This window comes from Streptomyces deccanensis, assembly GCF_022385335.1.
GTDB lineage: Bacteria > Actinomycetota > Actinomycetes > Streptomycetales > Streptomycetaceae > Streptomyces > Streptomyces deccanensis.
In genome coordinates this window covers 7,218,321-7,240,861 of the sequence record NZ_CP092431.1, presented here as the reverse complement: position 1 = coordinate 7,240,861, position 22,541 = coordinate 7,218,321, and the positions used below count along the sequence as shown (strand labels likewise).

The following is a 22,541-nucleotide window of genomic DNA, read 5'->3' as shown; positions in this document are numbered from 1 at the left end:
CCCAAAAACAGGACCCAAGTCCACAACGTCATACGGTAGTTGTCGTAGTTACACCGGAGCCGGCTGTGTCCTTTGACACGGTCGGCCTCGGTGTTCATAACGTTTCGACAGAGAAATAGGGTGGTACGACCACGCGTCGCGGTCGATCGGTGCCGCTGCGCTCACAATGGCCCCGCTTTTTGCCGGGGCTCGCTCTTTATGACCGTTTTATCTGGGACTTACATCACGCGGAATCGTTGCCTCCCAGTGTTTGGAAGTCCTCAGCGTGACGTGCTGGAATGCCTGAACTGCCCATTAGTCAAAGACGTACTAGGGCGTGGAGTCACCCGCGGCACGACGTAGGTGCCGGCGCCGAGAGGTTGTTGGTCGAGTGAGGCGAAGCAAGAAAGGTCCCGAGCCGTCGGCGCGGGGCAACTTCACCCCGCCGCCGCGCGGAGCGGCACCCGCACAAGTGACCGGACCGGAGCCGACGGCAGTTCCCGCGCCCAGCGGCAGTCGTCTCTCCCCCCGCAACTGGCGTGTACCCACCCGCCTGAACGCGATTCTCCTCATACCCGTGCTGGTCGGCCTGGTCATGGGCGGCTTCCAGGTGAAGGGCTCGATCGACACCTGGCAGGAGGCCAAGGACGCCGAGAAGGTCGCCAAGATCGTGGCCGCCGCCGGTATCTACGCCGAGGCGCTGCTCAACGAGCGTGACCTCTCCGCCCAGCCCCTGCTGGAGGGCAACCGGGACAGCGACGTCGTCAAGGACGCCCGCGCCTTCACCGACGAGAAGGCCGACGCCTTCCACGCGGAGGTCGTCGGGATGCCCGCCGGGCAGGGCCTGGAGCGCCGTCTGCGTCTGGTGGAGGAGGCCGAGCCGCAGCTGGAGAAGATCCGGCAGACCGCCTTCACCCGCGCCGCCGACCCGGTGCAGACCGAAGAGGGTTACGTCGCCGTCGAGCACCTGCTGATGGAGTTCTCCAACGAGCTCGGTCTCGGCACCGGCAACGTCACCGCGTACGGCCGTACCGTCTACGCGATCGCCCTCGCCAAGGGCGCCGCCTCGCTGCAGCGCTCGATCGGCACCCACCTGCTGGTCCGCCCGAGCGAGGACGAGCAGATCTTCCGCCAGCAGATCACCGCGTTCACCTCGTACGCCTACCTGGAGAACGTCGCCGTCCAGGAGTTCGTCTCCGGTGGCACCGAGGCCGACGCCGCGCGGCTCGAGTCGGTCATGGCGCAGAAGACCGAAGAGGGCAAGAAGCAGGCGGCCGAGGCCGCCGCGAAGAACCCGGACTACGTCGCGCCGCCGGACACCATGCTGAAGATGATCCAGGCGATCGGCAGCGGTGCCTCCCGCGAGGACCTCGCCAAGCAGGGTGTCACCTACCAGAACTGGATGGCGGCCTCCACGCTGAAGTTCGAGGGCTACAGCGAGGTCGAGACCGAGCTGATCAACCGCGCGGTGTCCGAGGCCGGCCAGATCGCCTCCGACGCCCAGCGCGACGCCTACATCAACGGCGCCATCGTCATCGTCGCCCTGCTCGCCGCGTTCATCATCGCCGGGATCATGGCCCGCCAGATGAGCCGCTCGATGCGCCAGCTGCGCAACGCCGCCTTCGGCATCGCCGAGCAGCGTCTGCCGATGCTGGTCGACCAGCTCTCGCGCACCGACCCCGGCCGGGTCGACACCCGGGTGGCACCGATCCCGATCACCTCCACGGACGAGATCGGCGAAGTCGCCCGCGCCTTCGACCAGGTCCACCGCGAGGCCGTCCGCCTCGCCGCCGAGCAGGCCCTGCTGCGGGGCAACATCAACGCGATCTTCACCAACCTCTCGCGCCGCAACCAGTCGCTGATCGAGGGCCAGCTGACCCTGATCACCGACCTGGAGAACAACGAGGCCGACCCGGACCAGCTGGAGAACCTCTTCAAGCTGGACCACCTGGCGACCCGTATGCGCCGCAACGGCGAGAACCTCCTGGTCCTCGCCGGCGAGGAGCCCGGCCGCCGCTGGGACCAGCCGGTGCCGCTGATCGACGTGCTGCGCGCCGCCTCCTCCGAGGTGGAGCAGTACGAGCGCATCGAGCTCTCCGGTGTCCCGGAGGCCGAGATCCACGGCCGCGCCGTGACCGACCTCGTGCACCTGCTCGCCGAGCTCCTGGAGAACGCCACCACGTTCTCCTCCCCGCAGACCAAGGTCCGCGTCACCGCGACCCGTCTCCCCGACGGCCGCGTGATGATCGAGATCCACGACAAGGGCATCGGCCTCACCGCCGAGGACTTCGCGGACATCAACCACAAGCTGGCCAACCCGCCGACCGTGGACGCCGCGATCTCGCAGCGCATGGGTCTGTTCGTGGTCGGCCGGCTGTCCGACCGGCACGGCATCCGGGTCCAGCTCCGCCCCTCGGGCGAGCAGGCCGGTACGACCTCGCTGGTCATGCTCCCCGACGTCATCACCCACGGTGGCGGTGGCGAGCAGCACCAGCCGGGGGCCGACGAGTTCACGGTCTCGCAGATCATCCCGGAGCAGCAGCACTCGTTCCAGCAGCCGGGCGTCGCCCCGATGCGGACCGCCGCCGAGCTGGGCTTCGACGACAGCCGGTACGAGGTTCCGGACGACCTCCGTGACCTGGACCCCGTGGGCCGTTCCCTGATGCGCGAGGAGCGCCGCGCTGCCCTGGAGTCCCAGGCGCACCAGAACCCGCAGCTGCCCGCCGCCGAGGCGCCGCGCTACGGCGACGACTTCCAGTCGGCCGAACCGTCCTACGACAACGGCGCGACCGCGTACGCGGACCCGCAGCGGTCGTACGACCAGCAGACGGCGTACGAGGAGCCGCAGCAACCGTCGTACGACGAGGCGTACTTCGGCCAGGGCAACGGCATGGCGAACGGGAACGGGCACCTCCCGGGCGGGAACGACACGTTCTCCGCTACCGGCGGTTACCCCGAGCCGGCGTATGCGGAGTCCGTCCAAGAGGACCACGCGGCGGCCGCCGCGCACGCCCCGGAGACGTACTCGGGCTTCGAAGAGCCGTCCTATCAGGACGACTGGCCGCAGCAGCAGGACTACCAGAGCTCGTACCGCTCCGAGTACGCTCCGGAACCGGAATCCACGCAGGCCGCTGACGTGAAGGAGCCTGACCGCGTAGGCTTCGACCGTCCGGGATCCACCCCTTCCGCCGGCCACGCGCTGACCGACGCCGGCCTGCCCCGCCGCGGCTCCACCGCGAGCGCGGGCGGCTCGAGCGCGGGCGCCGTGAACGGACGGCAGGAAGTGGCCCAGGACCAGCCGACGGCCGGGGGACCGAACGGCGACTGGCGCTCGGACAACGACGCGCGCTGGCAGCAGGCCTCCCAGCTGAAGAAGCCCAAGGCGGGCGGGGTCACCTCCTCCGGCCTGCCTCGGCGGGTACCCAAGGCCAACCTGGTCGAGGGAGCCGCCAAGACGACCCCGCAGGGAGGTCCACAGATCTCCCGCGCTCCCGAGGACGTCCGGGGCAGGCTGAGCAACCTGCGCCGGGGTGTCCAGCGTGGGCGCAACGCAGGCAGTGAAACGAACGGCCAGGGCTTCGGTCCTGACAGCACCTACAACCAGGAGCGTTAGTGTGAGCCCGATGAGCCAGGCGGCACAGAACCTGAACTGGTTGATCACCAATTTCGTGGACAACACCCCCGGGGTGTCGCACACGGTGGTGGTCTCCGCCGACGGACTCCTTCTGGCGATGTCCGAAGGGTTTCCCCGCGACCGTGCCGACCAGCTGGCGGCCGTCGCGTCGGGTCTGACCTCTCTGACCGCGGGTGCCTCCCGCATTTTCGAAGGTGGCAGCGTCAATCAGACGGTTGTGGAGATGGAGCGGGGATTCCTGTTCATCATGTCCATTTCCGACGGTTCCTCGCTCGCCGTTCTCGCACATCCGGAAGCCGACATCGGCCTCATCGGGTACGAGATGGCCCTTCTGGTGGACCGTGCCGGCACGGTCCTGACGCCCGATCTTCGTGCGGAGCTCCAGGGCAGCCTGCTCAACTAACAGTCAGACCGTGCGTTTTGACGTCCCGGGGCCGTAAGGTTTCGGGACGCGGCTTCCAATGAGCCATGGATGCCAGCACAGTCGGAGGAGGAGAGAACGTGGCAACACCCCCAGGCGGTTCATCGTCGGGCAACTGGTCCTACCCTGGCCAGGGGCCGGGCCAGGGTGACCAGAACCGGTACAACTTCCCCTCCGCACCGAGCCGCCAGCAGCCGTACGCACCGCAGGGCCCCGGCCCCTCGCCGTACGACCAGCCGCCGGCGCCGCGCATCCAGCCCGTGCAGCCGCAGCGCCGCACCCCGGAGCCGTCGCCCGCCGGGGCAGCACACAACCCCCTGGTGCGCCCGTACGCCATGACGGGCGGCCGCACCAGGCCGCGCTACCAGCTCGCCATCGAGGCACTGGTGCACACCACCGCGCAGCCGCACCAGATGCAGGGCCAGTTGCCCGAGCATCAGCGGATCTGCAACCTCTGCCGAGAGATCAAGTCGGTCGCCGAGATCTCGGCGCTGCTGACCATCCCCCTCGGCGTGGCCAGGATCCTCGTCGCCGACTTGGCGGAGGCGGGCCTGGTCGCCATCCATCAGCCCGGCGGCGACGAGAACGCCGGCGGCCAGCCAGACGTGACACTGCTCGAAAGGGTGCTCAGTGGACTTCGCAAGCTCTAGCGGCGGTCCTTCCCGCTCCACCACCTCGGCGAAGATCGTGGTGGCGGGTGGCTTCGGCGTGGGCAAGACCACGTTCGTCGGGGCCGTCTCGGAGATCAACCCGCTGCGTACCGAGGCCGTCATGACGTCCGCGTCCGCGGGCATCGACGACCTCACCCACACCGGGGACAAGACGACCACCACGGTCGCCATGGACTTCGGCCGCATCACCCTCGACCAGGACCTGATCCTGTACCTGTTCGGCACCCCCGGTCAGGACCGCTTCTGGTTCATGTGGGACGACCTCGTGCGTGGCGCGATCGGCGCGATCGTGCTGGTCGACACCCGGCGTCTCGCCGACTGTTTCCCGGCCGTCGACTACTTCGAGAACAGCGGGCTCCCGTTCGTCATCGCGCTCAACGGCTTCGACGGCCAGCAGCCGTACAACCCGGACGAAGTCCGGGAGGCCCTGCAGATCGGTCCGGACACCCCGATCATCACGACGGACGCCCGCCACCGCTCGGACGCGAAGTCGGCCCTGATCACCCTTGTGGAGCATGCGCTGATGGCACGGCTCCGGTAGCCACCGAGGTCATGAACAGGGACCCCTTCCTTTGCGGGAGGGGTCCCTGTTCGTTGTCGGGTGCGGGTGGGTGGGGGCTGGTCGCGCAGTTCCCCGCGCCCCTGAAAGGCCTCCGGCCATTCCATAGGGGCGCGGGGAACTGCGCGAGAAGCCCCACCGGACCCGCACCCGACGACGCACGCGAAGGGCCCCCTCCCTGAAGGAAAGGGGCCCTTTCGAGCCAAGGCTCAGCGCCAGCTGTGCGGCGCCCGGAACCCCGGCTCGCGCTCCAGGCGGCGCCACCCCGCGCGGAGGCGGCCCCGGTGGGCCGGCAGGGTCTCGGTCGGCTGCGCGGCCGCGCGGGCCAGCAGCAGCGCGGTGATCGCGGCCACTTCCTCCGGCTCGGCGTGGCCCTTCTCGACGCGAATATCAGGCAGCTTCATGGGTTCAGTCTCCGTGGATGAGGTTTCCGCAGGGGTACCGCGAAGGAACCGTCGGGTTACTGCGGCGGGTTGCCGTGCTTGCGGGACGGCAGGTCCGCGTGCTTGGTGTGGAGCATCGCGAGGGAGCGGATGAGGACCGCGCGGGTGTCCGCGGGGTCGATCACGTCGTCCACGAGGCCACGCTCGGCCGCGTAGTACGGGTGCATCAGCTCGGCCTTGTACTCCTTGACCATCCGGACCCGCATCGCCTCCGGGTCCTCGGCCTCGGCGATCTGGCGCCGGAAGATGACGTTCGCGGCACCTTCGGCGCCCATGACGGCGATCTCGTTGGTCGGCCACGCGTACGTCAGGTCCGCGCCGATGGACTGGCTGTCCATCACGATGTAGGCACCTCCGTACGCCTTGCGCAGGATCAGGGAGATCCGGGGCACGGTCGCGTTGCAGTAGGCGTACAGCAGCTTCGCGCCGTGGCGGATGATTCCACCGTGCTCCTGGTCGACGCCCGGGAGGAAGCCGGGTACGTCCAGGAGAGTGACGATCGGGATGTTGAAGGCGTCGCACATCTGCACGAAGCGCGCGGCTTTCTCGCTGGCCTCGATGTCGAGGACGCCCGCGAGGGACTGCGGCTGGTTGGCGACGATGCCGACCACCTGGCCGTCGAGCCGGCCCAGGGCGCAGATGATGTTGCGGGCCCAGCGCTCGTGGACCTCCAGGTAGTCGCCGTCGTCGACGATCTCCTCGATGACCTTGGTCATGTCGTACGGCCGGTTGCCGTCGGCCGGGACCAGGTCGAGGAGGACGTCGCTGCGGCGGTCGGCGGCGTCGGAGGCCTCGACGCGCGGCGGGTTCTCGCGGTTGTTCTGCGGGAGCATCGACAGGAGGTAGCGCACCTCGGCGATGCAGGTCTCCTCGTCGTCGTACGCGAAGTGCGCGACGCCGCTGGTCTCGGCGTGCACGTCCGCGCCGCCGAGGCCGTTCTGGGTGATCTCCTCGCCGGTGACCGCCTTGACGACGTCCGGTCCGGTGATGAACATCTGCGAGGTCTCGCGGACCATGAAGACGAAGTCGGTGAGGGCGGGGCTGTAGGCCGCGCCGCCCGCGCAGGGGCCGAGCATCACCGAGATCTGCGGGATGACGCCCGAGGCCCTGGTGTTGCGCTGGAAGATGCCGCCGTAGCCGGCCAGCGCCGAGACGCCCTCCTGGATACGGGCGCCCGCGCCGTCGTTGAGCGAGACCAGCGGGGCACCGGCCGCGATGGCCATGTCCATGATCTTGTGGATCTTCGTGGCGTGGGCCTCGCCGAGGGCGCCGCCGAAGATGCGGAAGTCATGGGCGTAGACGAAGACCGTACGGCCCTCCACCGTGCCCCAGCCGGTGACGACACCGTCGGTGTACGGCTTCTTGGCCTCCAGACCGAAGCCGGTGGCCCGGTGCCGGCGCAGCTGCTCGACCTCGTTGAAGGAGCCCGGGTCCAGCAGCAGCTCGATGCGCTCCCGGGAGGTCAGCTTGCCCTTGGCGTGCTGCGCCTCGGTCGCCTTCTCGCTGGGGCCGGCCAACGCCTGGGCACGGATCTCGTGCAGTTCGGCCACTCGCCCGCGCGCGTCCGTCGGCTCACCCGGTGCCTCATCCAAAACGGTCATGTAGTGACCTTACGAAGCCGAGCGAGGAAAGCGGTCCGTCGACTCCGTACAGTCTCCGGCGTGTTTTCCTGGTACCCCTGAACAGAACCTCGTCGGCATGCAGTCGAACCGACTGCTCAGGGGGTGTGGGGCTTGTAGGGGTCTCACAAAGGCGGGTCGGTCCGGTCAGGCGAGAGTCAGGTCACAGGTGTGGGTGGCGCAGGCCGTGCCGGGGGTGACGCGGAGCCGCAGGCGTCCCGGTGTCGACTCCAGCACCTCGACCGTGTCGTCCGCCCGGCCCACCCCGCGGAACGGGCCGTGCCAGGTGATCTCCATCGGCTCGCCCGTGCGCGGTGGTTCGCTCACGCAGAGGGTAGCGGTCCTCCCCCGGCGGCGGACCAGCACGCTCGCCCCGGCGGAGGCGGTCAGCGGGCCCACCGTACCGGGCCGCCAGAAGTTCGCGCAGAACAGTCCCAGCGAGGGGACGTGGACGGCCTGGCACGCGCTGTCGTTGGCGAAGATCGACAACCAGCGCGGGTCGGCGGCACGGGCCTCGACGGCGTGGCGGGACGCCCCGGGCATGAGCAGATAGGCGTAGCCGGCGTTCACCGGATCGGTGCCGTGGTCCAGCCAGAGGGTCTGCCAGCGCCGGGTGCGGCGTTCGGTCGTACCGCCGGTGTTGATGTCGGACCAGGCGCCGGTGCGGTCCTCGCGGAGGGTGCGCAGGGCGCCGTCCGTCCGCGCCTCAGGGAAGACCCAGCCGCCGTGGCCCGCCAGGTGTGCCCAGCGTCGGCCCCGTAGCAGGGCCTGGGGTGCCGCGGCGGCGGTCTCCCCCAGGTTCCGGTTGTCGACCACCGTCTCCACCGGCACCCCGTCCGCGCAGCTGATCCCCGCCCCGAGGCAGATGACGGCGTCCGCGACGCAGAACCACGACTTGTGGGCGCGGAGGGTGGAGCCGAGGCCCGCGAGGTGCTGTCCGACGGCCGCGTACTCGCCGTCGGTCGTCCCGCCGACCCAGCGGACCGGGGGCTTCGGGGCGCCCCATTCGCCGCCCTCCCGGTCGGCGAGCCGCCGGGTGGAGACGGTGGTGCCGGGGAGGCGGTACCAGTCGACGGTGGGCCAGAACCAGTTCGTGTACTGGTCGCCGTGCCCGTCGGCCCACCACAGGGTCGTTCCCGAACCGGTGTGCCAGCCGCGCGGGTTCTCGCCGTTGCCGCACTCGTAGTGGGCGATGCGGTCGGAGGCCATGGCGATGTTCACCGTGAAGGCGGGCCGGCGGTGGACGGCTCTGTCCATGGCCGGGAAGAGGCGGTGGCCGACGGGTTCGGGCGCGGCGGCGACCGGGGAGGCGGCGACGGCGTGCAGCCGGGCCAGGTCCGCGACACCGAACTGGCGCGCCGTGAGGATCGGTGTCACCGTGTCGCGTTCGATCCACCCCTTGATCCGCCCGTGCCACCGCTCGCGCTCGGCGGCGGAGGCGCCGAGCGCGAGGAGCGCGATCGCGGCGATGAGGCCGTGCCCGTGGAAGTGGTCGCCGCGCAGGAGGTGCCGGTCGTCGCCCTTGAGGTAACCCCGGCTGATGGCACGGCCGTTGACGCTGTCCATCACCAACCCGTCGAGGATGAGCGGCGCGTAGGCCCGCTCCACGGCGTCGAGCACGGTCTGCCGGTTCGGATCGGTGACCGCCCAGCTCGACCCGGCCAGCAGTGCGAGGAGCCTGCCCAGTCCGTCGAGCATGACCTGGCCGTACGTGCCCGAGTAGGCGACCCAGGTGTGCTGCACGAACGAGCCGTCGGCGTAGAGGCCGTCGCCCCGGGTGACGTACGGGAAGACGGGCGAGAGGGCGTCACGGGCGAGGGCGATCTTCTCGGGGGCGCGGCCGAGGATGCCGCGCAGGGCGACGGAGCGGCAGAGGTCGACGCGGTTGGCGCCGGTGGAGGTGCCGGTGTAGTCGCGGAGCAGCGCGTCGGGGATGAAGTGGTCGATCGCCGCGCAGGCGGCGGCTCGGCGGACGGGGGTCAGCTCGTCGTACAGGGCGGCGACGATGTCCAGCAGGAGGCGGGGGCTGCCGATCTGCCACTCCCACCAGTTGCCGTAGCGGGTGGTGCCGGGGTGGTAGACGGTCATGGCGAGGTGGTCGAGGCCGCGCAGGACGTCCGCGAGGAGGGCCGGGTCGCCGGTACGGCCGGTGCCGGGCTGGGCGTACGCCTGGGCCATGGTCCACAGGCGGCTGTAGCTCTGGGTGATTCCGGCGGGCGGGTCGAAGGGGTGGCCCGGCCAGAGGGAGTTCGCGGTGGGGGCCATGGCCGCGCGGAAGGCATGGGCGAGGTCGCCGGTCTCGCGCAGGCGGGTGGCGTAGGGCTCGGCGGCGGGGTCGTAGCCGTCGCCGAGCGCGATGGCGAGCCAGCGGTGTCGGAGGGCGTCGTACTCGTCGTCGGCGACGTGCGCGGCGGCGGCCGCCGCTGTGGGGTCGGGTGCGGTCGTCGTCGCCAGGGTCGCGGCGAGGAGCAGGACGGTGCGGCGTGTGGGGGGCATGCCCATGCCGTGTACCACCCGGGCGTCGCCGGATCAACAACGCGTGACATGTCGATCACCGATTCGACACGGTTGAAATTTGAACGGAATAGGTCTACGGTAGGCCGTGTTCAGTTCGTTGAACATTGAACGACATCACTCAAGGAGCACGTCATGGGCATCTTCGGCCGCAACAACTCGACCACCGAGACCGCCGGCACCCCGGCGACCGTCTCCGCGGTGAACCCCGAACTCGCCGCGCTGACCGGCGACTACGCGATCGACGCGTCCCACACCACGATCGGCTTCACGGCCCGCCACGCCATGGTCACCAACGTCAAGGGCGCCTTCCTCGACTTCTCCGGCAGCCTGCACCTGGACGGCACGGACCCGACCCGGTCCACCGCCTCCATCGACGTCAAGATGGAGAGCATCGACACCGGCAACGCCGACCGTGACGGTCACCTGAAGAGCGCGGACTTCTTCAAGACGGAGGAGTTCCCGACGATGACCTTCCGCTCCACGAAGGCGGAGGCCCTCGGTGGCGACGACTACCGCATCACCGGCGATCTCTCCATCCTCGGCACGACCAAGCCCCTCACCATCGACCTGGAGTTCAACGGCGCCGCCAAGGACCCCTTCGGCAACGAGCGCGTCGGCTTCGAGGGCAAGGCGGAGATCCTGCGCTCCGAGTGGGGCCTGACGTGGAACGCGGCGCTGGAGACGGGTGGCGTCCTGGTGTCGGACAAGATCAAGCTCACCTTCGACATCTCGGCCATCCGCAACGCGTGACCCCGTCGGCGGCGACGCCGCGCCGTCCCGACACACCGCCGAGCGCCCTCGCCCTTCGCCTGCCTCCCGGGCAGGAGGGCGAGGGCTCGGCATGTCCGCACACGGGCGCCCGGCTCGACGCGCGCGGGGCGACGCCGGGACGCTGACTCCTCCCCGACGTCGCGCTGGGAGAGAACCTGGCTGGTTCGTGCCTCTTGTGTGGGGGGTTTCGGCGTTCTCATAATCCTGCAACAGAAATTGACCTGGGCATGCCATCAAAGGTGATTTCCTGTCGCTCTTTTGGCATGCCCACGTCATATCTGCGTCATGTCTGCGGTTGTCAACCCCCCACGGAAGGCATCACGTTGAAGCGACTCATCACCGCTCTGAAGAGATGTGCGGCTGTCGGTGCCGCCGCGCTCGCGATCGCCAGCCTGCAGCCCGTGTCGGCGGCGACGGCCGCGCCGGCGCCGGTGGTCGGCGGAACGCGGGCCGCGCAGGGCGAGTTCCCGTTCATGGTCCGGTTGTCGATGGGCTGTGGCGGCTCGCTGTACACGCAGCAGATCGTCCTCACGGCCGCGCACTGCGTCGGCGCGACCGGCAACAACACCAGCATCACGGCCACGGCCGGTGTCGTGGACCTCCAGAGCACCAGCGGCCGGGTCCAGGTCCGCTCGACCAAGGTGTACCGGGCCCCCGGCTACAACGGCGACGGCAAGGACTGGGCGCTCATCAAGCTCGCCTCGCCCATCAACCTCCCGACGCTGAAGATCGCCAACACCACCGCGTACAACTCCGGCACCTTCACCGTCGCCGGCTGGGGCGCGGCCACCCAGGGCGGCGCGCAGCAGCGTTACATGCTCAAGGCCACCGTGCCGTTCGTGAGCGACGCGACCTGCCGTTCCTACAGCGGCTACAGCGGGCTCATCGCCGGCGAGGAGATCTGCGCCGGTTACGCGGCGGGCGGCGTCGACACCTGCCAGGGCGACTCCGGCGGTCCGATGTTCCGCCGGGACAACGCCAACCAGTGGATCCAGGTCGGCATCGTCAGCTGGGGCATAGGCTGCGCCCAGCCCAACGCCCCAGGTGTCTACACCGAGGTGTCCACCTTCGCGTCCCAGATCGCGTCGGCCGCGGCCACGCTCTGAGCGACGCCCCGCAGCACTCCGTACGACGTCCACGGGCCCGGCGGCTCCCAGCGCCGGGCCCGTGTCCGTGCCCACGGCCGGCCCGGGGCGGGCGAGGGCGTCAGAAACCTCCGCCGAAGTCTCCGCCGCCCCCGAAGTCCCCGCCCCCGCCGAAGTCGCCGCCTCCGTAGTCCCCGCCGCCGAAACCGCCGCTGAAGTCGTCCGTGTCGAAGTCACCGCCCGAGACGTCGCCACCTCCGTAGCCGGAGGCCGCGCCGAAGTCGCCGTACCCGGCGCCGTACATGGCCGCGTACGAGGGGGTGGCCATCATGCTGCCGAGCATGGTGCCGACGAGGAGGCCGGGGAGGATGCCGCCGCCGAAGTAGCCGCCCGCCCAGGGACCGTAGGCCGGGCCGGCGTCCCAGTAGGGGCGGCGGGCGCCGGACACCGTCTCCACCTCGCGGATCATGGGGTCCTGGCCGTCGGCGAGACGGGCCTCGTCGGCGGCGCAGACCGGCACCTCGCGCGCGGTGCCAGCGCCCGGGGTCCACAGGACGTCCGCGACCGACGGCCCGTGGCGCGGGTCGAAGAAGCAGGGGGCCCGGCGCTCCGGCAGGGGCCGGCCCTCCCTGCGGGCGGCGAGCTGGGCCAGGGAGAAGCGGCCGTCCTCCAGGGTCTGGGTGACCGCGCGGACCTCCTCGGGACGGGTGGCCGCCGCCATGAGGGACTTGGCCTTCTCGTAGGCGTCCAGGGCCCGTTCGTAGTCGGCGCGCATCGCGTCGTCGGCGCCCGCCTCGGCGGGGTGGAAGTCCAGGCGCTCCAGTTCCTCGCCGAAGGCCGTGATGTCCTCGTCCACCACCACGGCGAGCTTGGCCAGCGCCTCGCGGCGTTCCTCCTCCTTGCGGCGGCGGTTCCGGCGGACCAGCGCGTACGCGCCGACGCCGCCCGCCACCACCACCGCGCCCGCCGCGGCCAGGGCGCCGGCGTCCACGCCGGCGTCGGAGCCTTCGCTCCAGCTCGACGGGGCCGTGCCGCCCGGGTTGCTGCGCAGGGCGTCGTCCACGAAGTCGTTGAGCTGGGCCTTCGGGTCGCCGGCGCCCTGGACCGCCGTGACCAGGTTGGCGACGGCCTCCTGACTCAGCACACTGCTGTCGGCGCGGGCGTCGAAGCGGTCGCCGAGGCGGACGGCGTAGAGGCCGGTGACGCCCGTCTCGGTGCGCAGGTTCTGGAAGAGGTTCTCGGTCGGGTAGCCGGCCGGGAGGACCGCCACGAAGATCGGCTCGTCCGCGTCCTCGATCTTGTCCGAGAGGGCCTCGGCGTCCGCCGAGGAGAGCAGGTCGGTGGCGGCCGGGTCGACGTAGACGGGGTCCTCGCGCAGGGCCGCGGCCACTGTGGACAGGTCGGTGGCCGCGTGTGCGCTCGGCGCACCGACCGACAGCACCGCCAGGGCCGCCGCGGCGAGCGGCGCGATCAGCAGGCGGATGAGGAGACGACGTCGACCCGGTACGCCTTTCATACCTTCGAAGCTACCTCCATCGCCGCGAAAACGGACGATTCGATCAACGGGTCCCGTGAGTGCCTGGGTGCCGGTGACGCTGACCGTGACGGTGAGGGTGCTCGATTCGTGACGTGATGGCAGTCGACTGTCGACTTGGGTGGGCGTCGGGACGGCTGTACAACCGTTCGGGAGGGTGCGGGTCAGGTGGTGCGACAAGGGGACGGGGGCGAACGGGATGCTGCGGAGAGTTCTCGGCGTGGTCGGGGCGCTGGCGGCGGTGGTGGTGCTGAGCGGTTGCGGTCCGGAAGTCCTGCCGCTGGCCGCCGTGGCGGTGGACGGTGACGGGACGCCGCGCGTGCTGGTGCGGCCGTGCGGCGACGACACCTACGAGGCGCCGACGGTCGAGGGCTGGGCGGGCTCCTACAAGGAGAAGCCCGGTGCGGACGAGGCGGACACCACGGTCTGGGCGACGACCGGGGCGTGGTCGGGGGACGTGGAGTTCCCGCTCTTCTCGCCGCCGGCGGCGTGGCGGGCCGAGGCGAGGGGGGAGCAGCGGGTGCTGCCGGGGCACACCTACGAGTTCGCCTTCTTCGGCCACACCGACGACTACGCCAACGGGGCGGTCAGCTTCACGGCGGCCGATCTGGGGCGGCTGGAGCGGGGGGACGTGTGGGCCGACGGCCGGGTGATGGATGCGGAGGAGTTCGAGGAGCTGGCCGAGGGGGCGTGCTGACGGCTCCGCCGGGGGCGGGGTACGGGGTGGGGTTCTCGGGGTGCGTCGTCGGGTGCGGGTGGGTGGGGGCTGGTCGCGCAGTTCCCCGCGCCCCTCAAAAAGCAGGGGCTGCGCCCCGTGCTTTTTGACGAAGGGGCCGAAGGCCTCCTTCAGGGGCGCGGGGAACTGCGCGACCAGCCCCCACCGAACCCGCACCCGGCAACGCACCCCCACCCACCCCGGGCCTACTCCGCCGGCTCCACCCCCGCGCGGAGCAACCCGTACGTGTACGCGTCCTCCAGCGCCTGCCAGCTCGCGGCGATGACGTTCTCGGCGACCCCGACCGTGGACCACTCCCCCGTTCCGTCCGTCGTGGAGATGAGGACCCGCGTCGTGGAGTTCGTGCCGTGCTTGCCCTCCAGGATGCGGACCTTGTAGTCGACCAGCTCCAGCTTGGCGAGCTGGGGGTAGATCTTCTCCAGGGCGACGCGCAGGGCGCGGTCGAGCGCGTTCACCGGCCCGTTGCCCTCCGCCGTGGCGACGATGCGCTCGCTCTTGGCCCACAGCTTGACGGTGGCCTCGTTGGCGTGGCTGCCGTCGGGGCGGTCCTCGACGATGGCCCGCCAGGACTCCGTGCGGAAGTAGCGCTGCGGCTTGCCCGCGACCTCGTCGCGCAGCAGGATCTCGAAGCTGGCGTCGGCGGCCTCGTAGGTGTAGCCCTTCAGCTCGCGCTCCTTGACGCGCTCGACGACCCGGCCGACCAGCTCGCGGTCGTCGCCGAGGTCGACACCCAGCTCCTTGCCCTTGAGTTCGATGGAGGCGCGGCCCGCCATGTCGGAGACCAGCATCCGCATGGTGTTGCCGACCTGCTCGGGGTCGATGTGCTGGTACAGGTCCGGGTCGACCTTGATCGCGGAGGCGTGCAGGCCCGCCTTGTGCGCGAAGGCGGAGACACCGACGTACGGCTGGTGGGTGGAGGGGGTGAGGTTGACGACCTCGGCGATCGCGTGCGAGATCCGCGTCATCTCGCGCAGGGCGCCCTCGGGGAGGACCTTCTTGCCGTACTTCAGCTCCAGCGCGGCGACCACGGGGAACAGGTTGGAGTTGCCGACGCGCTCGCCGTAGCCGTTGGCGGTGCACTGGACGTGGGTCGCGCCGGCGTCGACGGCGGCCAGGGTGTTGGCGACCGCGCAGCCGGTGTCGTCCTGGGCGTGGATGCCGAGACGGGCGCCGGTGTCGGCCAGGACGGTGGAGACGACGGCCTGGACCTGCGCCGGGAGCATGCCGCCGTTGGTGTCGCAGAGGATCACCACGTCGGCGCCGGCCTCGGCGGCGGTACGGACGACGGCCTTCGCGTACTCGGGGTTGGCGCGGTAGCCGTCGAAGAAGTGCTCGCAGTCGACGAAGACCCGGCGGTCCTGGGAACGGAGGTACGACACCGTGTCGCGCACCATCTCCAGGTTCTCGTCGAGGGTGGTGCGCAGGGCGAGTTCCACATGACGGTCGTGGGACTTCGCGACCAGGGTGATCACCGGGGCGCCGGAGTCGAGCAGGGCGTTGACCTGCGGGTCCTCGCTCGCCTTGCCGCCCGCTCGGCGGGTGGCGCCGAACGCGACCAGTTGGGCGTGCTTGAAGTCGATCTCCTTGCGCGCCCGGGCGAAGAACTCGGTGTCGCGCGGGTTCGCGCCGGGCCAGCCGCCCTCGATGAAGCCGACGCCGAAGTCGTCCAGGTGCCGTGCGATGGCCAGCTTGTCCGCGACCGTGAGGTTGATGCCCTCGCGCTGGGCGCCGTCGCGCAGGGTGGTGTCGAAGACGTGGAACGAGTCGTCCAGTGCGCTGGTTTCCGTCATGGTGTCAAGGCTCCTGCTGTTGGATCCCGCTGGATCTCGGTCTGTACCGGAATGACCGGCTCCACCGCCCCCAATGGTCCCTCGCGCTGCGCTCCCGGCTGAAGGTGGGCCAGAAAAGCGAAAAACCCCTCGCGGGTGCGAGAGGTCTGCGCGCGGGTCGAGGACGACGGTGTCCGCCCGTACCTGGTCGTACGTGGCGGTCACTGCGGACCGGCGCGCCTGCTGCCAATAATCATGGCGAACGAGAGCACGGGGGCAGTCTGGCACAGACCGTTCCCGTGCTCACCGTCCGTCTCAGGATGCGAACAGCGCGCTGATCATGTCGGTGCCGGCGTGCGCGCGGATCACCGCGACCGTGACGGGCGGCCGGGTGACGCGGCAGGGCCGCCGCGGACGGGTCGTCCGGGGCGGCCCTGAGGGGAGTCGCGGTGGGTGTCAGCCCAGTTCGTGCATCCAGCCGTGCTTGTCCTCGACCGTGCCGCGCTGGATGTTCAGCAGCGCGTCGCGGAGCTTGAGGGTGACGGGGCCGGGCTCTCCGCCGGACTGCTGCCAGGCGGCGCCGGTGCGCTTGACCGTGCCGACGGGGGTGATGACGGCGGCCGTACCGCAGGCGAAGACCTCGGTGAGGGCGCCGCTCTCGGAGTCGGCCTGCCACTGGTCGATGGAGATCCGGCCCTCCTCGGCGGCGTAGCCGAGGTCGGCGGCGACCGTCAGCAGGGAGTCACGGGTGACGCCCTCCAGGATGGAGCCGGTGAGGGAGGGGGTGACGATGCGGTCGCCGTACACGAAGTACAGGTTCATGCCGCCGAGTTCCTCGACCCACTTGCGCTCGACCGCGTCGAGGTAGCAGACCTGGGCGCAGCCCTCGGCCGCCGCCTCGGCCTGGGCGAGGAGGGAGGCGGCGTAGTTGCCGCCGGTCTTGGCGTCACCCATGCCGCCGGGGACGGCGCGGACGTGGTCCTCGGAGACCCAGATGGAGACGGGCTTCACGCCACCGGGGAAGTAGGCGCCGGCCGGGGAGGCGATGACCAGGAAGAGGTACTCGCCCGCCGGCTTGACGCCCAGGCCGACCTCGGTGGCGATCATGAAGGGGCGCAGGTAGAGGGACTCCTCGCCGCCGTGGGCCGGGACCCAGGCCTGGTCCTGCCGCACCAGCGCGTCACAGGCCTCGATGAACGTCTCGACCGGCAGCTCCGGCATGCCGAGCCGGCGGGCGGAGGCCTGGAAGCGCCGGGCGTTCTTCTCCGGGCGGAAGGTGGCGACGGAGCCGTCCGGCTGACGGTAGGCCTTCAGGCCCTCGAAGATCTCCTGGGCGTAGTGCAGGACCATGGTGGCCGGGTCCAGGGAGAGCGGCGCGTACGGAACGAGCTGGCCGTCGTGCCAGCCGCGGCCCTCGGTCCACTTGATGACGACCATGTGGTCGGTGAAGTGGCGGCCGAAGCCGGGGTCGGCCAGGATCGCCTCGCGCTGCGCGTCGGAAAGTGGCGAGGCCGAGGGCTTGAGCTCGATCGTGGGCGTCGTCATGAGTGGTTGTCCTTCACCGGTTGTGTGTGACGGGCCGCGCTCACGTCCGCACTGCCGGTGGCGAGTCCTAGGACGTCCGAGCATTGCCTCATTCGGCGGCTCCGCGTTCGATTATCGCAAGCGGAGTCGGCGGACGAAAACGGCGTGATTGCGACCCGGGGATGATGGTGACACCCGGCGGGACCCTGGGGAAGTCATACGGAAGCCGCCGGGTGCTGATGCGACCCGGCGGCTTTCGAGAGATTCGAGTGAGCGCGGCGGGTCAGCCGGCTACTCGTACGGCGAGGGCGTCGCCGATCTCGGCCGTCGAACGGGCGGGCTTGCCGACGCGCTCCGCGAGGTCGGCGGAGACGGCCTCCTCGATACGGGCGGCCTCGCCCTCGTAGCCGAGGTGACGCAGGAGCAGCGCGACGGACAGGACCGTGGCGGAGGGGTCGGCCTTGCCCTGGCCGGCGATGTCCGGGGCCGAGCCGTGCACGGGCTCGAACATGGACGGGAACTCGCCGGAGGGGTTGATGTTGCCGGAGGCCGCGACGCCGATGCCGCCGGAGACGGCCGCGGCGAGGTCGGTGATGATGTCGCCGAAGAGGTTGTCGGTGACGATCACGTCGAACCGGGCGGGGTCGGTGACCAGGTAGATCGTGGCCGCGTCGACGTGGATGTAGTCGGTGGTGACCTCGGGGAACTCCTCGGCCACCTTGTTGAAGATGTTCGTCCACAGGTGACCGGCGAAGGTCAGCACGTTGTTCTTGTGGACGAGGGTGAGCTTCTTGCGCGGGCGGGCCTGGGCGCGGGCGAACGCGTCTCGCACGACCCGCTCGACACCGAACGCCGTGTTGACGGAGACCTCGGTGGCGACCTCGTGCTCGGTGCCCTTGCGGATGGTGCCGCCGTTTCCGGTGTACGGACCCTCGGTGCCCTCGCGGACCACGACGAAGTCGATCTCGGGCTGACCGGCGAGCGGGGTGGCGACACCGGGGAGCAGCTTCGACGGGCGCAGGTTCACGTGGTGGTCGAAGGCGAAGCGGAGCTTGAGCAGGAAGCCGCGCTCCAGGACCCCGGAGGGGACGCTCGGGTCGCCGATCGCGCCGAGCAGGATCGCGTCGTGCTTCTTCAGCGCGTCGAGGTCGGCGTCGGTGAGGGTCTCACCGGTGGCGTGGTAGCGCTGGGCGCCGAAGTCGTACTCCTTGGTCTCCAGCTTCACATCCTGCGGAAGGACGGCGGAGAGGACCTTGAGCCCCTGGGCCACGACTTCCTGACCGATGCCGTCACCGGGGATCACTGCGAGATTGAGGCTGCGAGACATGACGGCACCGTACTCCTTGTCCCACGGGATGACATGGGCTGTCCGCGATACGGACGGCTTCCTCGACGGCGACACGGACGCGCCATCGGGTGAGGCTGCCCACACGTCACCACGCGTTCACCCGTACGGGGGGCGGGCGTTGGGATTCACTGGGAAGTTCGACAGCATGGATATACCCGACTTCGGCATCCCGCCGCAGCTCGCGCGCCGGATGAGCATGGCCGAGCAGCACGAGTACCTGCGTACGAAGCTGTCGCGGCGCCGCACCCTGGTGACGGCGGGCTCGCTGGCGGCGGGCGGACTGCTGACCGCCTGCGGCGGTTCCGATTCGTCGGCCTCACCGAACGCGACGACCTCGACCCCGTCGCCCGCCACCTCCAAGGCGCCCGGTTCCGTGGTCACCCCCTTCGGCCGTCATCTGGCGTTCGGCGCCGATCCGAAGACCCAGATGCGGGTCTCCTGGCAGGTGCCGCTCGCGGTGAAGAAGCCTTATCTGCGGGTGGGGTTGAAGCCCGAGGAGCTGACCCGGAAGGTCGAGGCGGAGGTCCGTGACCTGCACACGCCGGGGGTCGAGGGCGTGCGCCTGGAGCTGGAGCAGTACTACCTGCACGCCGCCCTGGACGGTTTGCGCCCGGGCACGACGTACTACTACGGCGTCGGCCACGAGGGCTTCGATCCGGCCGCCCCGGCCCACCGTTTCACGATCGGCACCTTCCGCACGGCGCCCGCCGCGCCGGAGAAGTTCGTGTTCACCGCGTTCGGCGATCAGGGCGTCGGCAAGGCCGCGGCGGCGAACGACAACCTGATCGTCCGCCAGAAACCCGCCTTCCACCTCCACGCCGGCGACATCTGCTACGCCAACGGCAATGGCAAGGGTGTGGAGGCGGACGGCTACGACCCGGGGTTCTGGGACCTGTTCCTCAAGCAGAACGAGCCGGTGGCCAGGTCCGTGCCGTGGATGGTGACGACCGGCAACCACGACATGGAGGCCTGGTACTCACCGGACGGCTACGGCGGTCAGCTCGCCCGCTGGTCCCTCCCGGACAACGGCTTCGATCCCCGGTCGGCGCCGGGGGTGTACGCGTTCACCTACGGCAACGTCGGCTTCGTGGCGCTGGACGCGAACGACGTGTCGTACGAGATCCCCGCCAACCTCGGTTACTCGGGCGGCCGGCAGACCCAGTGGCTGGACCGGAAGCTGGGGGAGCTGAGGGCCGCGAAGGGCGTCGACTTCATCGTCGTCTTCTTCCACCACTGCGCCTACTCGACGTCCGCGCACGCCTCCGACGGCGGTGTCCGTGACGCGTGGCTGCCGCTGTTCACCAAGCACCAGGTGGACCTGGTGGTCAACGGCCACAACCACGTCTACGAACGGACCGACGCCATCAAGGACGGCGAGGTCGGCAGGCCGGTACCCGTCGGCGCGTCCACCGACCCGACCCGGGACGGCATCGTGTACGTCACGGCGGGCGGCGGCGGGCGCGATCTGTACGGCTTCCCGTCCGGCGTGAAGGAGAGCTACGAGGGGCACGTCACCCGTCACGACGCCGTCGAGACGTTCGAGTGGACGAAGTCCCGCAGGTCGAAGGCGGAGACGGTGGAGTGGTCGCGGGTGCGCTACCGGGGGTTCTCGCTGCTCTCGGTGGAGGTGGAGAGCGGCGCGCGACCGGCCCTGAAGGTGTCGGCGCTGGCGCAGAACGGCGACCGCGTCGACCACTTCGAGGTGCGGCGCGGCGCGTGAGTCCACTTCGGGGCGCGGCGCGGCCGTAGGCGTCCACCTACGGCCGCGCCGCACTCCCTGAGGTGCGGCTCCCGGCTGACGGGGCGCTCAGTGCCCGGTGGAGCCGCCGTTGTCCCGGCGGTCGAGGGCGCGCTGCAGGGCGGCCGCGGCGTTCTTGCGGTCGGACTCGGTGGTCCGGGAAACGTGACGGACTCGGCGGCGGACGGTCGTCTCGGCCATGGGGAATCGACTCCTTCGAGGCAATCCGGAGTACGGAAACGGGAGGGTTACGAGACGCCGGATGGGGCGGGGAGCGGGGCCGCAGGGGTTGCCTGCCTAGGGCTCCGGCTCACGACCGCCATTCGCTGGATCGAGCGAGACGTTCGGCTCCTACAAAGCTAGGTGAGCGCGGCGCATCTGTCTCTACAAGTAGTCGGACTTCCTACTATCTGAGACGGTGGAATGGGTCACACCCCGCTGACCTGCGATTTCTTTGATCTCGCGCCGAACGCGGCGGCGCCCGGCCCCTCCGAGACGGAGGAGGCCGGGCGCCGCTGGACGGTGGCCGGTGTCAGCCCATGTGCGGGTACGTGTAGTCGGTCGGCGGGACCAGGGTCTCCTTGATGGCGCGGGTCAGGGTCCAGCGCATCAGGTTCTGCGGGGCGCCGGCCTTGTCGTTGGTGCCGGAGGCACGGCCGCCGCCGAAGGGCTGCTGGCCGACGACGGCGCCGGTGGACTTGTCGTTGACGTAGAAGTTGCCGGCCGCGTAGCGGAGCTTGTCCATCGTGTACGCGGTGGCCGCGCGGTCGCCCGAGATGACCGAACCGGTCAGGGCGTAGGCCGACACCGACTCCATCTGGGTCAGCATCTCCTCGTAGCGGTCGTCCTCGTAGACGTGCACGGCGAGGAACGGGCCGAAGTACTCGGTGGTGAAGACCTCGTTCTCCGGGTCGGTGCACTCGACGACGGTCGGGCGGACGAAGTAGCCGACCGAGTCGTCGTAGCTGCCGCCCGCGACGATCGTGCAGGTCGGGTCGGACTTGGCGCGGTCGATGGCGGCCTTGTTCTTGGCGAAGGAGCGCTCGTCGATGACGGCGCCGATGAAGTTGGACAGGTCGGTGACGTCGCCCATGGTCAGGTACTCGACCTCGGCGGCGAACTCCTCCTTGAAGCCGGAGTTCCAGATCGACGCGGGGATGTAGGCCCGGGAGGTCGCCGAGCACTTCTGGCCCTGGTACTCGAAGGCGCCGCGGGTGAGGGCGGTCTTGAGCACGGCGCGGTCGGCGCTCGGGTGCGCGACCACGAAGTCCTTGCCGCCGGTCTCGCCGACGAGGCGCGGGTACGACCGGTACTTCTCGATGTTGGCGCCGACCGTCTTCCACAGGTACTGGAAGGTCTTGGTCGAGCCGGTGAAGTGGATGCCGGCGAGGTCGCGGTGCTCCAGGGCGACCTTGCTCACCTCGATGCCGTCGCCGGTGACGAGGTTGATGACGCCCTTGGGCAGGCCCGCCTCCTCCAGCAGGCGCATGAGCAGGACGGCGGCGTGGGTCTGCGTCGGGGACGGCTTCCACACCACCACGTTGCCCATCAGCGCCGGGGCGGTCGGCAGGTTGCCCGCGATGGCCGTGAAGTTGAACGGCGTGATCGCGTAGACGAAGCCCTCCAGCGGGCGGTGGTCGAGGCGGTTCCAGACGCCCGGCGAGTTGGCCGGGGGCTGCTCGGCGAGCAGGTCACGGGCGTACTTGACGTTGAAGCGCCAGAAGTCGACCAGTTCGCAGGGACAGTCGATCTCGGCCTGCTGGGCGGTCTTCGACTGGCCGAGCATGGTGGAGGCGGCCAGCGTCTCGCGCCAGGGGCCGGCGAGGAGGTCGGCGGCGCGCAGGATGATCGCGGCGCGGTCGTCGAAGGACATCGCGCGCCAGGCGGGCGCGGCGGCGAGGGCCGCGTCGATGGCGTCCTGGGCGTCCTGCCCGGTGGCGTTGGCGTAGGTGCCGAGGCGGGCCTTGTGGTTGTGCGGCTGCACCACGTCGAAGCGGTCGCCGCCGCCCATCCGCTTCTCGCCGCCGATGGTCATCGGCAGGTCGATCGGGTTCTCCGCCAGTTCCTTCAGCTTGACCTCCAGCCGGGCGCGCTCGGGCGAGCCGGGGGCGTAGCCGTGCACCGGCTCGTTGACGGGGGTGGGGACCTGGGTCACAGCGTCCATGGGTTCCGTAACTCCTTACTGAGCGGTGT

At 70.2% G+C, this 22,541-nt stretch carries 17 protein-coding genes; 8 read left to right on the top strand and 9 right to left on the bottom strand.

Going from position 1 to position 22,541, the window contains the following annotated elements; translation table 11 throughout:
• Positions 1–370 precede the first annotated feature (370 nt).
• The 4 genes from L3078_RS32205 to L3078_RS32190 all read left to right on the top strand — a co-directional run bounded on the left by L3078_RS32205 (position 371) and on the right by L3078_RS32190 (position 5,246).
• Positions 371–3,592 carry a sensor histidine kinase gene (locus L3078_RS32205; RefSeq protein WP_239757448.1) on the top strand — a complete coding sequence of 1,074 codons (3,222 nt, stop codon included), beginning with the start codon at positions 371–373 and terminating at the stop codon, positions 3,590–3,592.
• A gap of 10 nt (positions 3,593–3,602) precedes the next feature.
• Entirely contained in the window at positions 3,603–4,016 is a 414-nt protein-coding gene (locus L3078_RS32200; RefSeq protein WP_004983065.1) for a roadblock/LC7 domain-containing protein, read from the top strand.
• A gap of 98 nt (positions 4,017–4,114) precedes the next feature.
• Positions 4,115–4,684 carry a DUF742 domain-containing protein gene (locus tag L3078_RS32195; RefSeq protein WP_239757447.1) on the top strand — a complete coding sequence of 190 codons (570 nt, stop codon included), beginning with the start codon at positions 4,115–4,117 and terminating at the stop codon, positions 4,682–4,684.
• Entirely contained in the window at positions 4,665–5,246 is a 582-nt protein-coding gene (locus L3078_RS32190) for a GTP-binding protein (protein WP_013000463.1), read from the top strand. The genes L3078_RS32195 and L3078_RS32190 overlap by 20 nt, the downstream gene beginning before the upstream one ends.
• Positions 5,247–5,473: 227 nt before the next feature.
• Here the strand turns inward: L3078_RS32190 and L3078_RS32185 are convergent, their stop codons facing one another.
• From L3078_RS32185 to L3078_RS32175, 3 genes are all read right to left on the bottom strand, one after another.
• Entirely contained in the window at positions 5,474–5,668 is a 195-nt protein-coding gene (locus L3078_RS32185) for an acyl-CoA carboxylase epsilon subunit (RefSeq protein ID WP_045561501.1), read from the bottom strand.
• Between the two features lie 56 nt (positions 5,669–5,724).
• Complete coding sequence (locus tag L3078_RS32180) at positions 5,725–7,308, bottom strand: acyl-CoA carboxylase subunit beta (RefSeq protein ID WP_239757446.1); 1,584 nt, start codon at positions 7,306–7,308, stop codon at positions 5,725–5,727.
• Positions 7,309–7,473: 165 nt separating this feature from the next.
• A complete protein-coding gene (locus tag L3078_RS32175) occupies positions 7,474–9,828 on the bottom strand; it encodes a polysaccharide lyase 8 family protein (RefSeq protein ID WP_239757445.1) in 2,355 nt (784 codons plus the stop codon).
• A gap of 147 nt (positions 9,829–9,975) precedes the next feature.
• Here L3078_RS32175 and L3078_RS32170 point away from each other — a divergent pair, with 147 nt between their 5' ends.
• Both L3078_RS32170 and L3078_RS32165 read left to right on the top strand, forming a co-directional pair.
• Positions 9,976–10,593 carry a YceI family protein gene (locus L3078_RS32170; protein WP_239757444.1) on the top strand — a complete coding sequence of 206 codons (618 nt, stop codon included), beginning with the start codon at positions 9,976–9,978 and terminating at the stop codon, positions 10,591–10,593.
• Between the two features lie 344 nt (positions 10,594–10,937).
• Positions 10,938–11,720, top strand: a complete 783-nt coding sequence (locus L3078_RS32165; RefSeq protein WP_239757443.1) for a serine protease — start codon at positions 10,938–10,940, stop codon at positions 11,718–11,720.
• Between the two features lie 100 nt (positions 11,721–11,820).
• Here L3078_RS32165 and L3078_RS32160 read toward each other — a convergent pair whose 3' ends face one another.
• Positions 11,821–13,215, bottom strand: coding sequence for a hypothetical protein (locus L3078_RS32160; RefSeq protein WP_239757442.1), 1,395 nt, complete (start codon positions 13,213–13,215; stop codon positions 11,821–11,823).
• A gap of 217 nt (positions 13,216–13,432) precedes the next feature.
• Between L3078_RS32160 and L3078_RS32155 the strand changes: the two genes are divergently transcribed.
• A complete protein-coding gene (locus L3078_RS32155; RefSeq protein ID WP_239757441.1) occupies positions 13,433–13,930 on the top strand; it encodes a hypothetical protein in 498 nt (165 codons plus the stop codon).
• 224 nt (positions 13,931–14,154) lie between these two features.
• On the opposite strand, the gene cimA is transcribed toward L3078_RS32155, so the two are convergent.
• From cimA to L3078_RS32140, 3 genes are all read right to left on the bottom strand, one after another.
• On the bottom strand, positions 14,155–15,759 hold the full coding sequence (gene cimA / locus L3078_RS32150) for a citramalate synthase (protein WP_239757440.1): 1,605 nt from the start codon (positions 15,757–15,759) through the stop codon (positions 14,155–14,157).
• A 435-nt stretch (positions 15,760–16,194) separates the two neighbouring features.
• Positions 16,195–17,283 carry a branched-chain amino acid aminotransferase gene (locus tag L3078_RS32145; protein WP_239757439.1) on the bottom strand — a complete coding sequence of 363 codons (1,089 nt, stop codon included), beginning with the start codon at positions 17,281–17,283 and terminating at the stop codon, positions 16,195–16,197.
• 262 nt (positions 17,284–17,545) lie between these two features.
• A complete protein-coding gene (locus L3078_RS32140; protein WP_239757438.1) occupies positions 17,546–18,589 on the bottom strand; it encodes a 3-isopropylmalate dehydrogenase in 1,044 nt (347 codons plus the stop codon).
• Between the two features lie 166 nt (positions 18,590–18,755).
• Between L3078_RS32140 and L3078_RS32135 the strand changes: the two genes are divergently transcribed.
• Positions 18,756–20,330 (top strand): purple acid phosphatase family protein, encoded by a 1,575-nt coding sequence (locus L3078_RS32135; RefSeq protein WP_239757437.1) that lies wholly within the window; start codon positions 18,756–18,758, stop codon positions 20,328–20,330.
• An 87-nt stretch (positions 20,331–20,417) separates the two neighbouring features.
• Here L3078_RS32135 and L3078_RS44670 read toward each other — a convergent pair whose 3' ends face one another.
• Entirely contained in the window at positions 20,418–20,549 is a 132-nt protein-coding gene (locus tag L3078_RS44670; protein ID WP_005479955.1) for a hypothetical protein, read from the bottom strand.
• A gap of 331 nt (positions 20,550–20,880) precedes the next feature.
• Complete coding sequence (gene pruA, locus L3078_RS32130; RefSeq protein ID WP_239757436.1) at positions 20,881–22,512, bottom strand: L-glutamate gamma-semialdehyde dehydrogenase; 1,632 nt, start codon at positions 22,510–22,512, stop codon at positions 20,881–20,883.
• Positions 22,513–22,541: the final 29 nt, after the last annotated feature.